Consider the following 16,947-nt stretch of genomic DNA (forward strand, 5'->3'; position numbering starts at 1 on the left):
GCACACGGCGCCCTTCCGCGCCGGCAGCCCTCCATGATCCCGCAATCCTTCATCCAGGATCTGCTCGCCCGCGTTGACATCGTCGAAGTCGTCGAACGCTACCTGCCGCTCAAGAAGGGCGGCATAAATTATTTCGCCTGCTGCCCCTTCCACGGCGAAAAATCCGCCTCCTTCTCGGTCAGCCCCAGCAAGCAGTTCTACCACTGCTTCGGCTGCGGCGCCCACGGCAGCGCGATCAGCTTCCTGATGGAGTACAGCGGGCTGGGCTTCGTCGACGCGGTCAAGGAGCTGGCCGGCACGGTGGGCATGGAAGTCCCGCAGGACGACTTCAAGCCCAACGCCAACCACGCCCGCGACCAGTCGCTGACCGAACTCATGGCCCAGGCGGCGCGCTTCTACAAGGAGCAACTCAAGCGCAGCGCAGTGGCCATCGATTACCTCAAGCAGCGCGGCCTCACCGGCGAGATCGCCGCCCGCTACGGGCTCGGCTACGCCCCCGAGGGCTGGCAGGCCCTGCAGGCCGCCTTCGCCGACTACAAGGCCGCCGGCCTGCTCGAATGCGGCCTGGTCCTCGAAAACGACGAAGGCCGCCGCTACGACCGTTTCCGCGACCGCATCATGTTCCCTATCCAGGACCAGCGCGGCAACGTGATCGGCTTCGGGGGCCGCGTGCTCGGCAAGGGCGAACCCAAGTACCTCAACTCGCCCGAAACCCCCATCTTCGAGAAGGGGCGCGAACTCTACGGCCTCGTCCAGGCCCGCCAGAGCATCCGCGACCAGGAGTGCGTGCTGGTGGTAGAGGGCTACATGGACGTGGTCGGCCTCGCCCAGTTCGGCGTCGGCAACGCGGTCGCAACCCTCGGCACCGCCGCCACGCCCCACCACATCCAGAAGCTGCTGCGCCTGACCGACCGGGTGGTGTTCTGCTTCGACGGCGACGCCGCAGGCCGCCGCGCCGCCGGGCGCGCCCTCGAGGTAAGCCTCGAGCACCTGGCCGACAACAAGACCCTCAGCTTCCTGTTCCTCCCCGAGGAGCATGACCCGGACAGCTTCGTCCGCGCCGAGGGGCCCGACGCCTTCCGCGCCGCGATGAACCGCGCGCTGCCGCTGGCCGAATTCCTGCTGGCCGAGCTCAAGAAGGACATCGACCTCGGCACCGCCGAAGGCTGCGCCAGGCTGGTTCACGAAGCCAAGCCGCTGGTCACCCGGATCGCCGCCCCGCTGCTGCGCCTGCAGGTCATCAAGATGCTGGCCGAGGCCGCCGGCTTCACCCAGGCAGAGGTCGAGCAGGCCTTCGGCCTCAAGGCGGCCACGGCGCCGCGCCGTTTCGACGACGCCCCACCCTTCGAGGGCGGCGGCTTCAGGGGCAGGCAGGATTTCCGCGGCCGGGGCCGCAACGCCCTGCCCCGCCTGGCACCGCGACAGAAGCCGCTGTCGGCCATCGAGACCCTGCTCAAACTGATCATCCAGCACCCGGTGTGGGCAGCCCGGCTGCCCATCGACCTGCTCCCCGACGACAGCCCCGAAGGCCGGGCGCTGCGCGCCATCGTCGACGCCATGAGCGTCGGCGAACTGCCCACCCACGGCATCGGCGCCCTGCTCGAACATTACCGCGGCAGCCCCCACGCCGAGGCCATCGACCGGATGGCCGGCCAGCTCGCCGACACGCCCTTCGACGAAGTGACGATTGAACCCTTGCTCAACGACACGCTCAAGAAGCTGGAAGCCGATGCCGTCAGCCGGGAAATCGACGCCCTGACCGCCCGCGAACGGGAAAACGGGCTGACACCCGCCGAGCGGCGTCAGCTCGCCGAGTTACTACTGCACAAACAGAAACTCCGAACCCCTGCAAAAGTGCGGGATTCGTAATATAATTTTCGGTTTCGCGAAATTCGCTCGCCGAGACCTTACAGACTACCGCTCGGACGACCAATCGAGGACAACCATGACCACGGAAAAGCCCAAAACACCGCGCAAAGCGCCTGCCAAGCCGCGAGCAGCGAAGGTCAAGGACAAACTTGCCCCGATGATCGCCGAGGCGCCGACCGCTGAAGAGGCCGAAGTCCGCCGCACGCGGCTCAAGACCCTCATCGCGCTGGGCAAGGAACGCGGCTACCTCACCTACGCCGAGATCAACGACCACCTGCCCGACGACCTCGTCGACGCCGAGCAGATCGAGTCGATCATCAGCACCTTCAACGACATGGGCATCCAGGTCTTCGACGTGGCCCCGGCCGCCGAAGACCTGCTGATGTCCGAAGTCGCGCCCACCGTCGTCGACGACGAGCAGGCCGAAGCCGAGGCCGAGCAGACCCTCTCGGCCGTCGACTCCGAGTTCGGCCGCACCACCGACCCGGTGCGCATGTACATGCGCGAGATGGGCACCGTCGAGCTCCTCACCCGCGAAGGCGAGATCGAGATCGCCAAGCGCATCGAGGAAGGCCTGAAGCACATGATCCAGGCGATCTCCGCCTGCCCCACCACGATCGCCGACATCCTCGACGCCGCCGACAAGATCTCCAAGGACGAGATGCGCATCGACGAGCTCATCGACGGCCTGATCGACCCCAACGCGGTCGAAGCCATCGAAGAGCTGGCCGAAAGCGACGACCTCGACGTCGAAGACGAAGCCGAAGAAGACGACGAGGCCGAAGGCGACGGCGGCGGCGCCCAGTCCGCGTCGCTGATCAAGATGAAGGCCGAAGCCCTCGAACGCTTCGCCAACCTGCGCAGCCTCTACGAGAAGATGGCCGCGGCTCTCCAGAAGAAGGGCTACCAGGACAAGGCCTACCTCAAGCTCCAGGAGCAGGTCTCCAACGAGCTGATGAACATCCGCTTCACGGCCCGCACCACCGAGCGCCTGTGCGACGCCGTGCGTCACATGGTCGACCAGGCCCGCGCCCACGAACGCAAGATCCTCAACCTCTGCGTCGACAAGGCCGGCATGCCGCGCCCGCACTTCATCAAGAGCTTCCCGGGCAGCGAGACCGACCTCGACTGGCTGAAGAAGGAGATCGCCGCCGGCCCGGCCAACGCCGCCGTGCTGATGCGCATGCTGCCCGCCGTCCTCGAGGAACAGCAGAAGCTGATCGACCTCGAACAGCGCATCAGCATCCCGCTGAAGGAACTCAAGGACATCAACAAGCAGATGTCCACCGGCGAAGCCAAGGCCCGCCGCGCCAAGCGCGAAATGACCGAGGCCAACCTGCGCCTCGTGATCTCCATCGCCAAGAAATACACCAACCGTGGCCTGCAGGTCCTCGACCTGATCCAGGAAGGCAACATCGGCCTGATGAAGGCCGTCGACAAGTTCGAATACCGCCGCGGCTACAAATTCTCCACCTACGCCACCTGGTGGATCCGTCAGGCCATCACCCGCTCGATCGCCGACCAGGCCCGGACCATCCGGATCCCGGTGCACATGATCGAGACGATCAACAAGATGAACCGCATCTCGCGCCAGATCCTGCAGGAGACCGGCAACGAGCCCGATCCGGCGACCCTGGCCGAGAAGATGGAAATGCCCGAGGAGAAGATCCGCAAGATCCTCAAGATCTCCAAGGAGCCCATCTCGATGGAAACCCCCATCGGCGACGACGACGACTCCCACCTGGGCGACTTCATCGAAGACAACGCCACCCTGGCCCCGGCCGAGGCTGCGCTGTACTCCAGCCTGCGCGACGCCACCAAGGAGGTGCTGGATTCCCTCACCCCGCGCGAGGCCAAGGTCCTGCGCATGCGCTTCGGCATCGAGATGAACACCGACCACACGCTGGAAGAAGTCGGCAAGCAGTTCGACGTCACCCGCGAGCGCATCCGCCAGATCGAAGCCAAGGCCCTGCGCAAGCTGCGCCACCCCAGCCGCTCCGAGCGCCTGCGCAGCTTCCTCGACAACGAGGCGTGATCCACCCAGGCCGCCACCGCGGCCCCACCGTTTTACGGGCCCATAGCTCAGTCGGTTAGAGCAGGCGACTCATAATCGCTTGGTCGCGGGTTCAAGTCCTGCTGGGCCCACCAGCAACATCAAGCACTTAGGCCAATCCTTCGGGGTTGGCCTTTTGCTTTTCGGACTTCGTGTAGCCACTGTGTAGCCAAATCCAGACGGTCGGCTTCCTCTCCCTCGCCCGACTCCCGCCGCCGCCAACGAAAAACCCGCCACGCGGGCGGGATGGTTGTGGGGTGTCCCCAAATTTGGGGCGGCTTCAGTCCAGCAGCCGGCGAGCTACCGCGTCGAGGTCTTCGGGCGCCATGTGCGGCTCGGCGTGCTGATACAGCTTCTCCAGGGCGTCAGATAGGGTTCTCATGACGCCGACCTCCCCGAAGCCCTGCCCAGGGCCGCGGCAAGCGCATCGATGGCCCGGTCGCAGGCGGCCATGCGGGCCGGGCTGTCATCGGCCAGCACGCCCACCGTGAGAAAGCCGCAATCGATCCAAGCGAAGACCTCCGCCGCGGCGGCGTGCAGCTCGGGGGCGGCTGCGATCAAGGCTTCGTTGCCGTCCGCCTGGTCGAGGCCCACGCCCCCCGAGAAGACTTCGCAGACGGTCACGGCATTCAGGCCGGTGCCGGCGGCAATGGTGCGATGGCCGGCACGACGCCAGGGGCCGGGGGTGAAGGCCGGGGCGCTCATGCTGCACCCCCTTCGGTTTCGTCGTCCTCGAAGGTCATGACGGCCACCAGCACGCCCCGCGCATCGTCTTGACCCGCCCACAGCTCCAGGCGATCACCCACCAGCACCATGCGGCCTTCGGCGGGCCGAATCGTCGGATCAATGTGAAGCAGTTCGCCGGGCAGGATGACGCGGCGCGGCGTCTGGATGCGCTCGGTTGCCCACAGGCAGAAAGTCGGCGGGGCGAAGTAGATGGGGGAACTGAGGGCGCGCTCGATGTTTGCGGCAGGCGCGGCGGCGTTGATGGCGGCCATCATTCGCCCCCTTCCTGATTCTCGGTGGGCGCGGCCAGGCCGGCCGCATCCACGACCGCCTTCACGGCCTCGAGCTGGAAGACCGCCCCGAACAGGGCCTCGTCGTCGTGCTCCATCGCGGCACCGCGAACGGTGCGCAGGGCCGATGCCAGGAGGCAGGAAGCGATTTCAAGGGCGTCCTCTACGGAGACGCCAGGGCGCACGGCAAACAGGTGTTGCTGGGCCGGATTGCAGGAATGGAAGGTTTTGGAGGCGGTAACGGGGGCGGGCGCGGCGGTGCTGGTGTCGGTCTTGGACATGGTGATGCTCCTTGGCTTGCGGTGATGTTCTCCGCAGCCCCTTCCTACGGGGGCGGCGGAACCGTGCGGGGGTAGGAATACCGGGCCAAGGTCCGGCCAGCCTCGCGGCTGCCCCGCACGGCCCGCCATTGAACAGGCGCAACCATGCTGCCGACGTGAAAAAGCCGCGTCGTGCGCGGCCTCATCGGCCTTGGCTCTCCGGGTTCCTACGCCCGGCCCCTGTTGTCTCAGGGGCGCTCGAAGTATCAGCCGGGCATCATGCAGTCGTCAAGCCCCTTGCTGATTATTTCGGGCGCCCTCGGCTTCCCGCTCCGCCCGCTTCGCCTTGCGGCTGTGCATCACCGCCAGCGACTTCACCAGCTTCTGCCGCTCTGCCGGCGTCAGCTTGGCGAGTGCCGCCCGGCCCTGTTCGATCTGCTCTTTCCTCACGATCACCCCGTTTTCCTTTCAAGCTGTACCCGCTACCTGAGCGGATAGGCTTCGGCCCGGTGCTCGGCCCCACCCCGGCGGGCGCCCCCGGTGGGCTTGCCCTCGCCCCGTGCGGCTGTCTGGGTGGAAATCTGCCGCTCGATGAAGGCCAGCACGTCCCGCTCCATCAGCACATAGGCACGGCCGATCTTGGCGGCCGGCAGGCGCCCGTCGCGCGCCATCGCCTCAACGGTTCGAGGATTCACCTTCATCAGGGCCGCGGCGCCCCGTAGATCCAGCGTCGTCATTCAAACCCCTCCTTCCAACGCGGCCACCCGCTCATTGAACCGCTTCATCACGGACGTGATGCGCGCATCGATCATCTTCACCCGCGCCGTTTGCCCACCATTCACGGCTTCGCTCTTCATCTCGCGGAGCTTGCGGATCTCGCTCTCGGCCCTCAGCGGGCCGCCCAGGCCAAGCCGGGCCACCGGGTGCTCGGCAAGGTAGCCTGCCACGTCGCCGCCGTCCTTGCGCCGGCCCTGGATCTCGGCCCGGTGCAGGTTGAGGGCCTTCAGGTTTGCGTAGAAGCGCGCGCCCTCGCTGGCCTGCCCGGTGGTGTCGCCGTAGAAGCGGCCCAGCAAGGGCACCTTGTGCGCCGGCAGTTCCTCGCCGGTCATCATGCTCGTGACGGTCTGCTCCGCCTTCAGCGCCTCGCGGCCAACGCCCCCCGTTACCTGCCCAATGAGGTAGTCGATCTGATCCGGGGTCGGCGAGAAGAAGCCCGGCTTGTAGGCGGTGCCGCCGCTCGCCAGGTTTGCCCAATAGGCAACGGCCTTGCTCAGTGCGCTGGCGGTGTCCCTCGCCCGGGTGTGGCCCGGGGTCGGGTGAAGGCCGCTCATGTCCTCGCGGGCGATAGGCTTGCCGGTCCAGTCCCGGTTCTCGGCCAGGGCCGCCAGCGGGTCGAGCGCCGTCGGCGCCAGGGTCTGCATCGAAAGACCGGCGTTGCCGATCGGGTTGAAGGTGTCGGCCAGCATGCCCAGGATGTCGGCGATTCGCTTGGGGGTGTCCTTGAATCCCCCGATGGCCCACTCCGTGGCAATCCGGCTCATGCCCGGGATGACGTGGTAACCGAGAGGCAGCGGAACCGAAAGGTATTTGCCATCCGCCAGGGGGATGACGATGGAGCGCTCGCGCACAAACTCGGGCGGGTCGTCGTCATCGAAGCCGGCGCCGGCCAACACCAGCGCCTGCAGCACGCCCAGCGCCAGCCCGCCGCCGATGATCTTCCGGCCGATGGGGCCGTTCAGGGTCTGCAGCATGCGGGCGGAGCCCTGCATCGAGGCGTTGAAGAAGGCGTACAGGGCGCCGGCCTGAGTCGCGACCTGCCCCTTGCGGTTGAAATTCACCGTCAGGTTCTTGGCGAGGCTGGCGGCCTTCTGCTTCGATAGGCCACGATCAAGCGCGGCCTTGTAGGCGGCCAGTCGAAACCCGTTCTCCATCATGTCGTTGTAGTCGGACAGCCACCCGAAGAGGCCCTCGGCCTTCTTCTGCGCCACCTCCGCCGGCACCTTCAGCGCCCCCTTGGCGGTGAAGATCTTCCCGAGCGGGCCATCCATCCAGGCCGCCGGGTCAAGCTCCCGCCGCAGGGCTTCGGCCCGGGCTTGGCTGTTCGCGAACTGGTCGCGGAATCCCGTCTGCCCGCCGGCCTTCTGGAAGTCCTCGAAGAGGCGCGCCCATTCATCGGTCGGGGCGGTCTCCCCCGCGCGCTCGGCACGCAGGGCGGCATAGATGCCGCGCATCGCCGGCAGCGCCCCGGCCAACACCTTCTTCTCGTCGCCACGAATGGGCGTGGTCGAGAGCTGCAGCAAGGCCGCTTGCCCGTCGCGCAGGGCATTGACGATGCCGAAGATCGGGTTGTACTGGGTATTCACCGCGGCAAACCATCGGGTGATCTTCGAGGACACCTGAAGCAGCCGGCCCAACTGGTCGGCGTCCAGGTTCTTCAGCGCCCCCGCCATCCGCTGCGCCCGCTCGTCCCGGTGGTTGAAGAACACGAAGCGATCCCGCCCATTGACCCGCACGGAAAGCACATTGTCGCGGCCGCGCAAGGTCGGATTGATCCGCTCCGCAACCAGGCCGGTAGCCGGGTTGATGTAGCGCTCCACCGGCTCCCGCGCGAAGCTCTGCGCGTCGGCCGGGTCGAGCCCCAGGGAAGCCAGCTCGTCGGCGATCTTCTGGCGCTCTGCCGGCTTCATGGCCTTGGCCTCGTCAGGGTTGATCGGCAGCCAGAAGTCAGGGTTGGGCGACTTGAGGGCGAGGGCGTAAAGCGCTTGGGCGACGCGGTTTTTCTCGGCCCGCACGATGGTGCGCTCGCGCTGCAGGGCGACGTTTGCCAGGATGTCCACCACCGCCCGGGTGCTGCCGGTGCGGCGCTTGGCAGCCGTCCCCCGGACGCTGAAGCCTTGGCCCGTTCCAAGCCCGCCTTGCTCCGCATCCTCGCGATGCAGCGGGACATAATGCCGATACGCGGCCTCCCATGCCTTCACCGTCTCCGCGGTCTCAAGCCCGGATTCCACCAGCAGCCGGCGGGTGCTGGCGTTGATTGCATCCACCTGCGCGGCCAGCGAGTCGAACACCTTGCGGCGCTCCGGCGCCAGCGCAGCCATGAAGGCGGCGGCCTCCTGGTTGGTCATGCCCGAGCCGCCATCCTGCAAGCCGGGATTGTCCGGGTTGGCCCGGGCGATGTGGGCGTTTGCCTCCGGGGCGTGGCGGGCGTGCAGAAAGCGCTCAAACTCCGCCAGGGTCACGCGGTTCAAGCGCATGCGCGTGATAAGCGGGCGCATCTCCTTCGAGAGAAAATCCTTGACGCCCTTCGCGCTGCGGCCGTGGAAGAGCTCTTCCTGCAGGTAGGGGTTCCACTCGTCGGCAATCGTGCCGACCCTCGCCTCGATGGCGTCGATCACCCGCTTCGTGTCGATCTGCTTGTTCTGCAGGGTGTAGATGAGCGCGTCCTTGTCGATCCGTCCGCCGAAGAGCTTGGAGGGCTCCGGCGCTTCCCAGGCGGCGGCGATCGTCGCAGCGGGGCGGGCGTGTTTGCCGGCCCGGCCCGGCGCCCCGCTCTTCGACGCCCACGCCCCGGCCTCGTCCAGCGTCAGCACCTTGCCGCGGGCGGCCTTGCCCACGCCGGCCATCGCGTAGGCCACCAGATCATCAACGGCGACCGACTTCATCGGCACGCCATGCGCCAGCGCCCAGGCGCGCAGGGTCGCCACGAAGCCGCGCACCAGGTCGGCCACCTTCCGGCCGATGTTCTTCTCGATCCAGGCCAGGATCGGGCCATCCGCCGCCGAGAAGCCCACGCCGCGCCCTTCGGTGACAGCCATCTCCACAATGTAGGACGCCGCCTCGGTCGCGTTGCCGGCCTCGCCCACCTGGTCCATGCGCTCCGCCACGCGGTCGAGGAAGGCGCGCAGGGCCGGAGCCTCCTTCGCGCGGCCGTCGATCAGCGCCAGCGCCTTGGCGTCGATGTCCTTGCGCTGCTGGCCGTGCAGGGCCTCATGCAGCACCACGCCCGGCACGGTCTCCGGCGAAAGGTTCGGACCGATGGCGAAGGTCAGGCCCGATTTCGGGTCGAACAGGCCATTGACCCCGGCGCCGTCCACCGACTCGAACATCTCCATCGTCTCGCGGTAGTCCCAGCCGGTGCGGCTGGCAAACTCGCGGGCGATGTCGGCGCTGTCGTTGGAGTCGAGCACGACAAGGCCGCCTTTCTGGCCCAGGGCGCCCCGGCGCAGCATCGTCTTGATCGCGCCGGCCAGCTTCGGGAATCGCTTGGCGAAGGCGCCCGGCAGGGTGTCGTAGGTGATGCCGGTCGGGGTGGGCTCGTCGGGGGAGTTGCTGAAGCGGATGTCCGGGCTTTGCGCGCTGAAGGCGCCCGTGTTGCCAAAGGCAGACTTGACCTGCTCGGGGTCGAAAACGATGAACACCCGATGCTTGGCGCTATCGGCCTGGATGCGGCCGCCTCCAATGTGCGTGATGCCGTCGAATCCCATTGCGCGGATGCCGTCCTGCATCGCTTCCGCACCTTCCCACTTCGGGACGCCCTGATCTCGCAGCCCATCCTCGGCCGCGCGATACCAACTCTCGTTCGTGTCGCCGCCTTCGTGGAAAACCTCCGATCCATCAAACTGCTTGCGCCAAGCCGGCGCGTCTGCCTTGGCGTCCATATCAATCGGCGCCGTGACGCGCAGATACACAGGATAGACGCTCGGGGTCGCTCCCTTCCCCTTCGTGGTGTAGCTGCTGGCCACGACGGGGTCTGCGGTGAAATACCCGCCGGCTCCCATCAGGCCGTAGTTGGAACCGTAGGTGTCGAAAGAGGTGAAAGCGTCGCCGTCCTCGCTCGCGCTGGTGCCGTGGTACATCACCAGCGGACGGCCCTGATCATCCACCGCCTTGGAGTCACCAAACCACCGCCAGAAGTTGCGCAGCCCTTCCTCGGTCGGGTGGATCGGCTGGCCCTTGCTGTTCGTGGTCGGGCGCTTCACGCCATCCACGGTGATCATGCTGGGCTTCGTCTTCGATTTCGTCTCCTCGGGGGCGACCTTCGCGGCGAGCTCTTTCTCGCCACTGGCCGGATCTTCCCGGCGCACCTCACCGGCCGCCACATCCCCGTTCATCGCGGGCAGCGTCCCCGCCGGCAGCAGATGATCAAGTCGCCCATCCGCAAGCGCCGCCATCATGGCCGCCTTGCCGGTGATGGTGATGTCCTCGCCGCCAGCGCCTTTGAATCGGTACGTGCAGTTCATCGGCCCGCCTCCCACTGAAGAAGGTGCGGCCGTCCATTCCGCTGATCGTGCGTGAGTGCGTGCATGGGTCGGTCCCTCGGTTTGCGATGTCGCAAGTCTTGGGGAGACGGCCCGGACCCTCAAACCCTAAAGCGGGCTCAGGCGTCGTGTGCTGCGTTGTGGCGCGTTGTCTCAGCCCCGCCGTTACGGACAGCGCATCATCCCTCCGACCATTTGGCAGTGGCCTCCGCCTTGGGCTGGGACGTACGTTTGGCCGGCGCCCTTGTTGTAGCGCCCGCCCATGTTGTCCCAGCATCCGCTGGCGTCGCAGCTGGTAATGACCGATGGGGCCGGCGTCGGCGCAGGCATGTTCAAGGGGGCTGGGCTTCCAGCCATGCCCCCGGCTTCGGGCTCCATCCCGCAGGCGACCCGCCGGGCATTCTTCAGTTTCAGCATCTGCTCCGACGGCGCCATTCGGCTCTTGGCCTCGTCGTACCGCTTGGACACCTCGGTGCACTCCCTCGCCACCTCGGCCCGCTCGGATGCGCTCCGTTCGGCTCGAAGCCGTGCCACATACTCGGCGCGGGCCGCCTCTCGCTCCTGGTCTTCGCGTAGTCGTTTGGCGCTCAGGCGCGCGGCCTGCGCCATCTCGCCGGATGTGTCCATGCTGTTTTCCTGGATCTTCACTTGGCCGCCAGAAGTGGAGCCATGGCAGGGCGTTTGGGAGTAGGCAATCTGCCCCGTCCGGTCGTCCTTGCACTTGAATACCTGGGCCTGCGCTGAAGGAATGAGCCCGGAATGGATGGCCAGCACAGCAAGACCCCAGATTGCCCCGAGCCTCGATCGCGTCGAAGCTCCGCAGATTGGCCTCTTGGTGTTCATGCTCCCTCTCCTGCTCTTGTGAATGGCAGGCATAGTGCCATGAAGCCATGCATATAACATCTATCGAAAGTAGTAGGAGGGCGCTCCCGAGTTGGCAGACCACCAACGGGCGGACCATAACATTCGATAACAGCCGGAGCGATGGATACCGGGCATGGATACCGCCCCTGGATACCGGGCCGGCAGGTGTCGCAACCTGAAGTTTTCTGAAGTGGCGAGCCCTCGCCCATCGCTGTTACAGCGGCCGTTACAGTCTGGTCTGTTACGGCGACTTCCCGTGGTAACCGCGCTGGTAACCGCCCCTTTGGTAACCGCATCCGGCGGCCCGGATTCCCTGCGTACCGGGCTGCGTACCAAGTCCGTGCGTACCAAAGAAAAGCCCCACCACATGGGCGGGGCACTAAGTTTTGCTAACCACCCCGCGCCGAAGCCCTCGCCCTCAATCTGCCCCCTGGTGCTCCCCGTCGAGGCCCCGCAGTTCCGCCTCCAGCCGCCCCACTCGCATACGCAGCGCCGCAATCTGCGTGGCGCTTTCGTGGCCCAGCTCGATTGACGCCAGTTGAGCCGCTCCCCCCGCCATCATCGCGGCCAGGTGCCGGTCTTCCCTCGGGGTCAGATCAAGCAGCACATCGCCAATCTCGATCTTCACCGTGCCGTCAGGGAGCACGGTTTTCGAGATCGGCCGGGCCGGCGGGTGCTTCACTGCCGGCACGAACACCCCGCGGCCGATGCGCGTAATGTCGCCGCGATCCACCAGCACGGCGAGCCGGTCATCAACGGTCGTCAGGGCGAGCCCCGTAACCTCCCGAACGGCCTCGCGCGTGACGATCTGCTCGAGGTTGTGCAGCTCCTGCACGGTGTCCAGGATCTGCTGAAGGGTCGTTTTGTTGATCGCCATGCTTACCTCCGTGGTTCAAAATTTTTGCTGTGAAAGTCCAGCCAGTCGCCCGGCACCTGCGGAATGCACACCTCCACCTCGAAGCCCTTGAGCTTGAGGCGATGGGCGGCCCGGTAGGCGGCGGCCTGCCCGGCGAAGTTCTCGTCGTGGTCGGCGAACACGATCACCTCCTTGACGCCGGCCGGCGGCTCGAACGACTCGATGCCTTGCGCCGATACGCAGCTCCACACCGGCACCTCGAACAGCTCGGCAGCGGCGAGCGCAGTCTCGATGCCCTCGGCGATGCCCAGCACCTCAGAAACGGCCGTCAGGCGAATTGCTGCGCCGGATAGGGGAAACCCCTGCATGAGCTTCTTCGGCGCGCTCACGGGCGCTTTGCGGCCGTCCTGGAGGTATGTCCGGTGCAGACTCACGGCGCGGCCATCCGGCGCGGTCACGGTCGCCAGCATCGCGGGATAGACGCCCTGGTGCTCGCCGTCCTGATACCGCAGGCCGGGATGCACCCGGACGGCTTCCGGCAGGTCGTACAGGCGCAGCCCTCGCCCGGCCAGGTAGAGGGCGGCTTCGTCCCCCCGCTGAATCGGCTTCGACTCCCGCCACACCCGGCGCAGGGCGGCGAGCTTGTCCTCGTCGGTGCGCTCGGGCTTGCCGGTCACGGGCTGCACCACACCCGCCAGCCGTTCGATTTCGCGGGCAGCGTCCCTGAACGACAGGCCAGTGACGCCCATCGCCAACTTCACGCCGTCACCGGCGCCGCAGCCGCTGCAAAAGTACGTCCCTCGCCCGTCCCGGTCGTCAAACCGGAATCGATCACGCCCGCCACACAGAGGACAGGGACCGTGCTTGCCGCTGAGGGCCTTCTCGTCCATGCCCAGCGTCATCAGGATGGACCGCCAGCGGCCGGCGGCGGCGGTGCGAACGTCGATACGGTTACCCATGCTGGCGGCCCTCCTGCACCCTCTCGCGGGCCTTGGCGGCTGCTATCTGGCGGGACTTGAGCCAGCCCATCAGCTCGGCAGTCGGTGCGGCCTCAACGGCTTTCATGCCACGCGGCCACACGTCGAACATCTCCCGGTACTTGTGCGAGACCCAGCCGGGCGAATACCCGCGGGCGCGGGCCACGTGCAGGAGCTGCGAATAGACGTGCTGCTTGCGGTCGGGCGTCGCCGGCTTCCGGGCCTTGCGGTCGATCTTCACGAGCTCGCCGTCGGCCACCTCCACATCCGACTGGCGCTGCGGCGCGAAGCCGCACTTAGGGCACTCATGGACGCCGGCATCGCGGACGTACTTGCAGCTCGGGCAGGGCTTCGGCTCGCTGGCCTTGCGTTCCTGCTTCTTGCTGCCGGACTTGCTGGCGTTGCCGTCGTCCAGTTCGAGCGGTAGGTCGTCGAAGGGGTGCCCGATGCGCTCCACGCTGCCGCTGTGATCCAGCAGCAAGGCGCGGGTCTTGCCGGGCGCCGGGCGAAGGACACGGCCGACCATCTGCAAGAACCGGGTGAGGCTCTTCGTCGGCCTCGCCAAGATCATGCAGCTCGTGTCCGGCACGTCGAAGCCTTCGGACAGCAGGGAGACGTTCGACAACACGGTGAAGCCACCGCGCTCGAAGCGCCCCAGGATGTCGGCGCGGGTCTCGTCGTCCATGTAGCAGTCGAGGTGCTCGGCACTCACGCCAGCGGCGCGGAACTGCTCGACGATGTGCTGGGAGTGCGCGATGGACGATGCAAAGCAGATGGTTTTGACGCCTCCGGCGAGCTTGAACCAGTGCCGCAGGATGTCGCCCACCAGCTCCGGCCGGTCGGCGGCCTCTTCGATGTCGGCCTGCCGATAGTCCTGCTCGCCCTCGGCGGTGCGAGAGGTTTTCGCGCCGGTCATGTCCGGGCTGCTCGGTGCGTAGATTTCGAGGTCTGTCAGATGCCCCGCATCCACCAGCGCTTGCACCGTCGCGCCAATCACCAAATCCTCGAACAGCGGCCTATCCGCCAGCTCGGGGTACGGCTTGCCCAGCCCTCGGGCAAAGGGCGTTGCGCTCAGGCCGATGCAGGGCACGCGGCTGTAGCGGAACAGCAAGGCGCGGTACTTCTCGCTCCCGGCGCAGGCGTGCGCCTCGTCGATGATGAACACGGCCACGTCATCGAAGATGCAGTTGCGGGCGTGGATGGTGTCGATCGAGGCCACGACAACGCGGTGATGCAGGCCGTGCGTGTTCTCGCCCTGGAGGATGCCCACATCCAGCCCGGCGGCCCGGAGCGCGGCGGCGAACTGGTGCACCAGCTGCTTGCGATTCGCCAGCACGACAACGCGGCCCCTGGACTTGCTCAGGGTCATTTGCGTGATGGCCGTCGCAACGCGGGTCTTGCCCCCGCCGGTCGGCAGGTAGGCCAGGACGCGGCGGCGCCCGGCCTTGAGCGAGTCGCGGACCTCCTTCACCAGACCTTCCTGATAGTCCCGCAGGCTGATAACCCCGGCCCCAGCCAGGGCGGCGGATTGGGCTTGGGTGCTCATCGCTCCACCTCCCAATCAGGGGTCAGGGTGAAGTCAGAAACACCAGCAGCCTCTATGCCCCCAACATCTCCCCCTTGGCTAGGGCTAGGGTTAAGGTTAGGGTTAAAGGACTCGACAGACACCCGGCGGGATACTCGCGGGTTACTCGTCGAGTTACCCGACGGCTTACCCGGATTGCCCGAAACGCCAGTATCGGCGCGGGTTTTGCGGGCGTTGGTCTTGGCTGCCCCAGCCTTTCCACCCTGCGCTTGGCGCTCGCGGATGCCTTCAACGCGATGGCGGTAGGATTCCAGGTCAGGCGACGTTATGCGGCCGTTTTCGACCTCGAAGAACGGCATTACATAAGGAAGCTCGGCGGCGATTTCTGCGGGGTCGAACCCCAGGATGCGGGCAAGAACTTCCGCCGATTCGGGCAAGAACTGATTGACCCAGCACTCCAGGCGCATCGAGTACAACAGCCCCCGCTGGGCGAGGGTCAGCGTCCGGTACTCAAACCGGGCCATCATGTTGGCGGCGTACTCCAAGAAGGCTGGGGCGGTGCGATTGGCGACCATCACGCAACCCCCGCGGGCAGAAGCACATGCAGCACGACGGACAGGATCAACCACGCTAGCACCCACCACAACAGGGCCGGGGCGGCTGCACCGGACTGACGCCCCAGGCGCCGCCGCAGAGGATCAACACCCGGAACCTCGCGGCCGCCGGTCGCGTTCGCGAAGGCCAGGACGGCAACCTTGCCCTGTTCGTTGACGGCGCGGTGATGGGCCGGGGAATCAATCAGCGAATCGACGGCGCGGGCGTAGCACTCTTCGGCCAGCGCGAGGCGGCGCAGTTGCCGGGCGGTCAGTCGGGCGCGAATGGCCGTGATGCGCTCGCCGCCGGTCTCGAACAGGGCGGCAGTCACAACGCGCGTTGCTGCGGTCTCCCACAGCCCCAGCGGGGTCGTTGAGTCACCCCGCTCATGCGCACGCAGGCACAGCGCCTGCACGGCGTCCGTCAGATCGCGGCGGTCGGCCTTGCCAAGCTGGCGGGCCTCTTGCCAGTCCGGGAGCGACTTCTGCACGGCGAGGCGGCGCAGCTCGCGCTCCATGCGACCGAAGGCGCCGATGAACTTCTCTTTCCACGCTGCGGCAGCGCGGCCGGTGAAGCCCATCGCCAGGAATGCGAAGCCGTCGCGGGTGATGCGGTACATCGGCACAGCACGGAAGCCGCCATTGGGCTGGGCGACCTCGGCAGATGTCAGCGCAAAATTGCGTTCAGAAAAGTCCGGCGAGCACTCCAGCTTTTCGACGGCGCGGAGCACATCGGCGTGGCGCTTGCCGAACCTGTCGGCCACCAGCAGGGAGGTTGTCCAGACCTCGCCGTGATCCAGTTCGACCAGCGGGGCGGCTGCGGTAGAATGGCGACGCGGTTCCAGGGCGCTCGCACTCTTCGGGGTGTGGGCGCTTTTCATTGCGCCACCTCGCCATTCAGCAAGGCATCAATCGCGCTGGCGTCCCACAGCAGGCGACCGTTGGGCAGCTTGGTAGGCTTCAGGCCCAGATAGTGACCGCTCAGGCAGAGCGAGCGACGGATCGTTTGAGGCTTGATGCGGAGGCGCTCGGCAGCTTCGAGGGTGTCGAGCTTGCGCGGATTGCTGATAACGCGGAATTGGGTATTCATTTCGTGTCGTCCTGTTTTTTGGAACGACACGAATGTTATTCACCAGCTTTCAACGCGTGGATAGGAGGTGATGTCAGATCAGGTATCACCCCGCATCACGAACATTGGAAAATCAGTCACTTAAAAATTTACACTCCACCTTCAAAACGACGGCCAGCCTCTGGAAATACCGTCAGGTAAAGGTGCATTGCATTCTCCTGGTGCCCTGCTGCTCGCGTCCAAGAACAGACCTCGTGATAGTGCGGCCTGAAGCTGCTCAACTCCATTCCGTCAAAATTCTTAGGGTGCAGCCGTCCCATCAGCCAAAGCAAATCGCCCGCATCCCCCGGCATACTCCACCTGTCAAAATCTATGCCTTGCTCGTGGTGCCATTCCTCGATGCGCTTAACCACGTTGGCAACCAATGCCCTTTTTGTACCGGGTTTAGATTTTGGTACGTATTTAAGCGCGGCATAGAACAAGGCTATGTCACCGTTGCCTGTGGAAATACTCCGATAGCGGCGAGGAGCATCTTGTCGGGCGTATCAAGTCGGCGCGTGTCGAGTGCCCGGCGCCAGCCCAGATAGTTCGGGAGGTAGTGCGTGGC

Annotated in this window: 16 protein-coding genes, 1 tRNA gene and 1 pseudogene; 3 read left to right on the forward strand and 15 right to left on the reverse strand. The window is 66.2% G+C overall.

Annotated elements, in window-relative coordinates; genetic code table 11:
• Positions 1-33: 33 nt before the first annotated feature.
• From dnaG to ACE3OU_RS07350, 3 genes are all read left to right on the forward strand, one after another.
• Positions 34-1,869, forward strand: a complete 1,836-nt coding sequence (dnaG, locus tag ACE3OU_RS07340) for a DNA primase (RefSeq protein WP_374240888.1) — start codon at positions 34-36, stop codon at positions 1,867-1,869.
• A 76-nt stretch (positions 1,870-1,945) separates the two neighbouring features.
• A complete protein-coding gene (gene rpoD / locus ACE3OU_RS07345; protein WP_374240889.1) occupies positions 1,946-3,904 on the forward strand; it encodes an RNA polymerase sigma factor RpoD in 1,959 nt (652 codons plus the stop codon).
• A gap of 36 nt (positions 3,905-3,940) precedes the next feature.
• Positions 3,941-4,017: transfer RNA gene (locus ACE3OU_RS07350), tRNA-Ile, on the forward strand.
• 283 nt (positions 4,018-4,300) lie between these two features.
• Here the strand turns inward: ACE3OU_RS07350 and ACE3OU_RS07355 are convergent.
• The 15 genes and pseudogenes from ACE3OU_RS07355 to ACE3OU_RS07425 all read right to left on the reverse strand — a co-directional run.
• Complete coding sequence (locus tag ACE3OU_RS07355) at positions 4,301-4,627, reverse strand: hypothetical protein (protein ID WP_374240890.1); 327 nt, start codon at positions 4,625-4,627, stop codon at positions 4,301-4,303.
• Positions 4,624-4,923: a hypothetical protein gene (locus tag ACE3OU_RS07360; protein ID WP_374240891.1), complete on the reverse strand. Its 300-nt coding sequence runs from the start codon at positions 4,921-4,923 to the stop codon at positions 4,624-4,626. Before ACE3OU_RS07360 ends, ACE3OU_RS07355 begins: the two co-directional genes overlap by 4 nt.
• Positions 4,920-5,219, reverse strand: a complete 300-nt coding sequence (locus tag ACE3OU_RS07365) for a DUF3077 domain-containing protein (RefSeq protein WP_374240892.1) — start codon at positions 5,217-5,219, stop codon at positions 4,920-4,922. Before ACE3OU_RS07365 ends, ACE3OU_RS07360 begins: the two co-directional genes overlap by 4 nt.
• 267 nt (positions 5,220-5,486) lie before the next feature.
• Positions 5,487-5,654 carry a hypothetical protein gene (locus ACE3OU_RS07370; RefSeq protein ID WP_374240893.1) on the reverse strand — a complete coding sequence of 56 codons (168 nt, stop codon included), beginning with the start codon at positions 5,652-5,654 and terminating at the stop codon, positions 5,487-5,489.
• Between the two features lie 26 nt (positions 5,655-5,680).
• Positions 5,681-5,935, reverse strand: a complete 255-nt coding sequence (locus tag ACE3OU_RS07375; RefSeq protein WP_374240894.1) for a helix-turn-helix domain-containing protein — start codon at positions 5,933-5,935, stop codon at positions 5,681-5,683.
• A complete protein-coding gene (locus tag ACE3OU_RS07380; RefSeq protein WP_374240895.1) occupies positions 5,936-10,438 on the reverse strand; it encodes an LPD38 domain-containing protein in 4,503 nt (1,500 codons plus the stop codon).
• A gap of 183 nt (positions 10,439-10,621) precedes the next feature.
• The gene (locus ACE3OU_RS07385) at positions 10,622-11,299 is read right to left on the reverse strand and encodes a DUF4124 domain-containing protein (RefSeq protein WP_374240896.1); all 678 of its coding nucleotides are present in this window, start codon (positions 11,297-11,299) and stop codon (positions 10,622-10,624) included.
• 439 nt (positions 11,300-11,738) lie between these two features.
• The gene (locus ACE3OU_RS07390; RefSeq protein WP_374240897.1) at positions 11,739-12,197 is read right to left on the reverse strand and encodes a hypothetical protein; all 459 of its coding nucleotides are present in this window, start codon (positions 12,195-12,197) and stop codon (positions 11,739-11,741) included.
• A gap of 2 nt (positions 12,198-12,199) precedes the next feature.
• Positions 12,200-13,135, reverse strand: coding sequence for a toprim domain-containing protein (locus tag ACE3OU_RS07395; RefSeq protein WP_374240898.1), 936 nt, complete (start codon positions 13,133-13,135; stop codon positions 12,200-12,202).
• Positions 13,128-14,699 (reverse strand): DEAD/DEAH box helicase, encoded by a 1,572-nt coding sequence (locus ACE3OU_RS07400; RefSeq protein ID WP_374240899.1) that lies wholly within the window; start codon positions 14,697-14,699, stop codon positions 13,128-13,130. The genes ACE3OU_RS07395 and ACE3OU_RS07400 overlap by 8 nt, the downstream gene beginning before the upstream one ends.
• Positions 14,696-15,253 carry a hypothetical protein gene (locus ACE3OU_RS07405; RefSeq protein WP_374240900.1) on the reverse strand — a complete coding sequence of 186 codons (558 nt, stop codon included), beginning with the start codon at positions 15,251-15,253 and terminating at the stop codon, positions 14,696-14,698. The genes ACE3OU_RS07400 and ACE3OU_RS07405 overlap by 4 nt, the downstream gene beginning before the upstream one ends.
• A complete protein-coding gene (locus ACE3OU_RS07410) occupies positions 15,253-16,152 on the reverse strand; it encodes a Rha family transcriptional regulator (RefSeq protein ID WP_374240901.1) in 900 nt (299 codons plus the stop codon). The genes ACE3OU_RS07405 and ACE3OU_RS07410 overlap by 1 nt, the downstream gene beginning before the upstream one ends.
• Positions 16,149-16,361 carry a DNA-binding protein gene (locus tag ACE3OU_RS07415; protein WP_374240902.1) on the reverse strand — a complete coding sequence of 71 codons (213 nt, stop codon included), beginning with the start codon at positions 16,359-16,361 and terminating at the stop codon, positions 16,149-16,151. Before ACE3OU_RS07415 ends, ACE3OU_RS07410 begins: the two co-directional genes overlap by 4 nt.
• A gap of 128 nt (positions 16,362-16,489) precedes the next feature.
• Entirely contained in the window at positions 16,490-16,822 is a 333-nt protein-coding gene (locus ACE3OU_RS07420) for a hypothetical protein (protein ID WP_374240903.1), read from the reverse strand.
• A gap of 2 nt (positions 16,823-16,824) precedes the next feature.
• Positions 16,825-16,947 (reverse strand): annotated as a pseudogene (locus tag ACE3OU_RS07425) (IS1595 family transposase); the annotation flags it as partial.

This window comes from Zoogloea sp. (assembly GCF_041908905.1).
In the GTDB taxonomy this organism is placed as follows: Bacteria; Pseudomonadota; Gammaproteobacteria; order Burkholderiales; family Rhodocyclaceae; genus Zoogloea.

Bases quoted from the DNA above. Each gene is read 5' to 3' on its own strand.
- dnaG (WP_374240888.1), top strand. From the start codon at position 34: ATGATCCCGCAATCCTTCATCCAGGATCTGCTCGCCCGCGTTGACATC.
- rpoD (WP_374240889.1), top strand. From the start codon at position 1,946: ATGACCACGGAAAAGCCCAAAACACCGCGCAAAGCGCCTGCCAAGCCG.
- ACE3OU_RS07355 (WP_374240890.1), bottom strand. From the start codon at position 4,627: ATGAGCGCCCCGGCCTTCACCCCCGGCCCCTGGCGTCGTGCCGGCCAT.
- ACE3OU_RS07360 (WP_374240891.1), bottom strand. From the start codon at position 4,923: ATGATGGCCGCCATCAACGCCGCCGCGCCTGCCGCAAACATCGAGCGC.
- ACE3OU_RS07365 (WP_374240892.1), bottom strand. From the start codon at position 5,219: ATGTCCAAGACCGACACCAGCACCGCCGCGCCCGCCCCCGTTACCGCC.
- ACE3OU_RS07375 (WP_374240894.1), bottom strand. From the start codon at position 5,935: ATGACGACGCTGGATCTACGGGGCGCCGCGGCCCTGATGAAGGTGAAT.
- ACE3OU_RS07380 (WP_374240895.1), bottom strand. From the start codon at position 10,438: ATGAACTGCACGTACCGATTCAAAGGCGCTGGCGGCGAGGACATCACC.
- ACE3OU_RS07385 (WP_374240896.1), bottom strand. From the start codon at position 11,299: ATGAACACCAAGAGGCCAATCTGCGGAGCTTCGACGCGATCGAGGCTC.
- ACE3OU_RS07390 (WP_374240897.1), bottom strand. From the start codon at position 12,197: ATGGCGATCAACAAAACGACCCTTCAGCAGATCCTGGACACCGTGCAG.
- ACE3OU_RS07395 (WP_374240898.1), bottom strand. From the start codon at position 13,135: ATGGGTAACCGTATCGACGTTCGCACCGCCGCCGCCGGCCGCTGGCGG.
- ACE3OU_RS07400 (WP_374240899.1), bottom strand. From the start codon at position 14,699: ATGAGCACCCAAGCCCAATCCGCCGCCCTGGCTGGGGCCGGGGTTATC.
- ACE3OU_RS07405 (WP_374240900.1), bottom strand. From the start codon at position 15,253: ATGGTCGCCAATCGCACCGCCCCAGCCTTCTTGGAGTACGCCGCCAAC.
- ACE3OU_RS07410 (WP_374240901.1), bottom strand. From the start codon at position 16,152: ATGAAAAGCGCCCACACCCCGAAGAGTGCGAGCGCCCTGGAACCGCGT.
- ACE3OU_RS07415 (WP_374240902.1), bottom strand. From the start codon at position 16,361: ATGAATACCCAATTCCGCGTTATCAGCAATCCGCGCAAGCTCGACACC.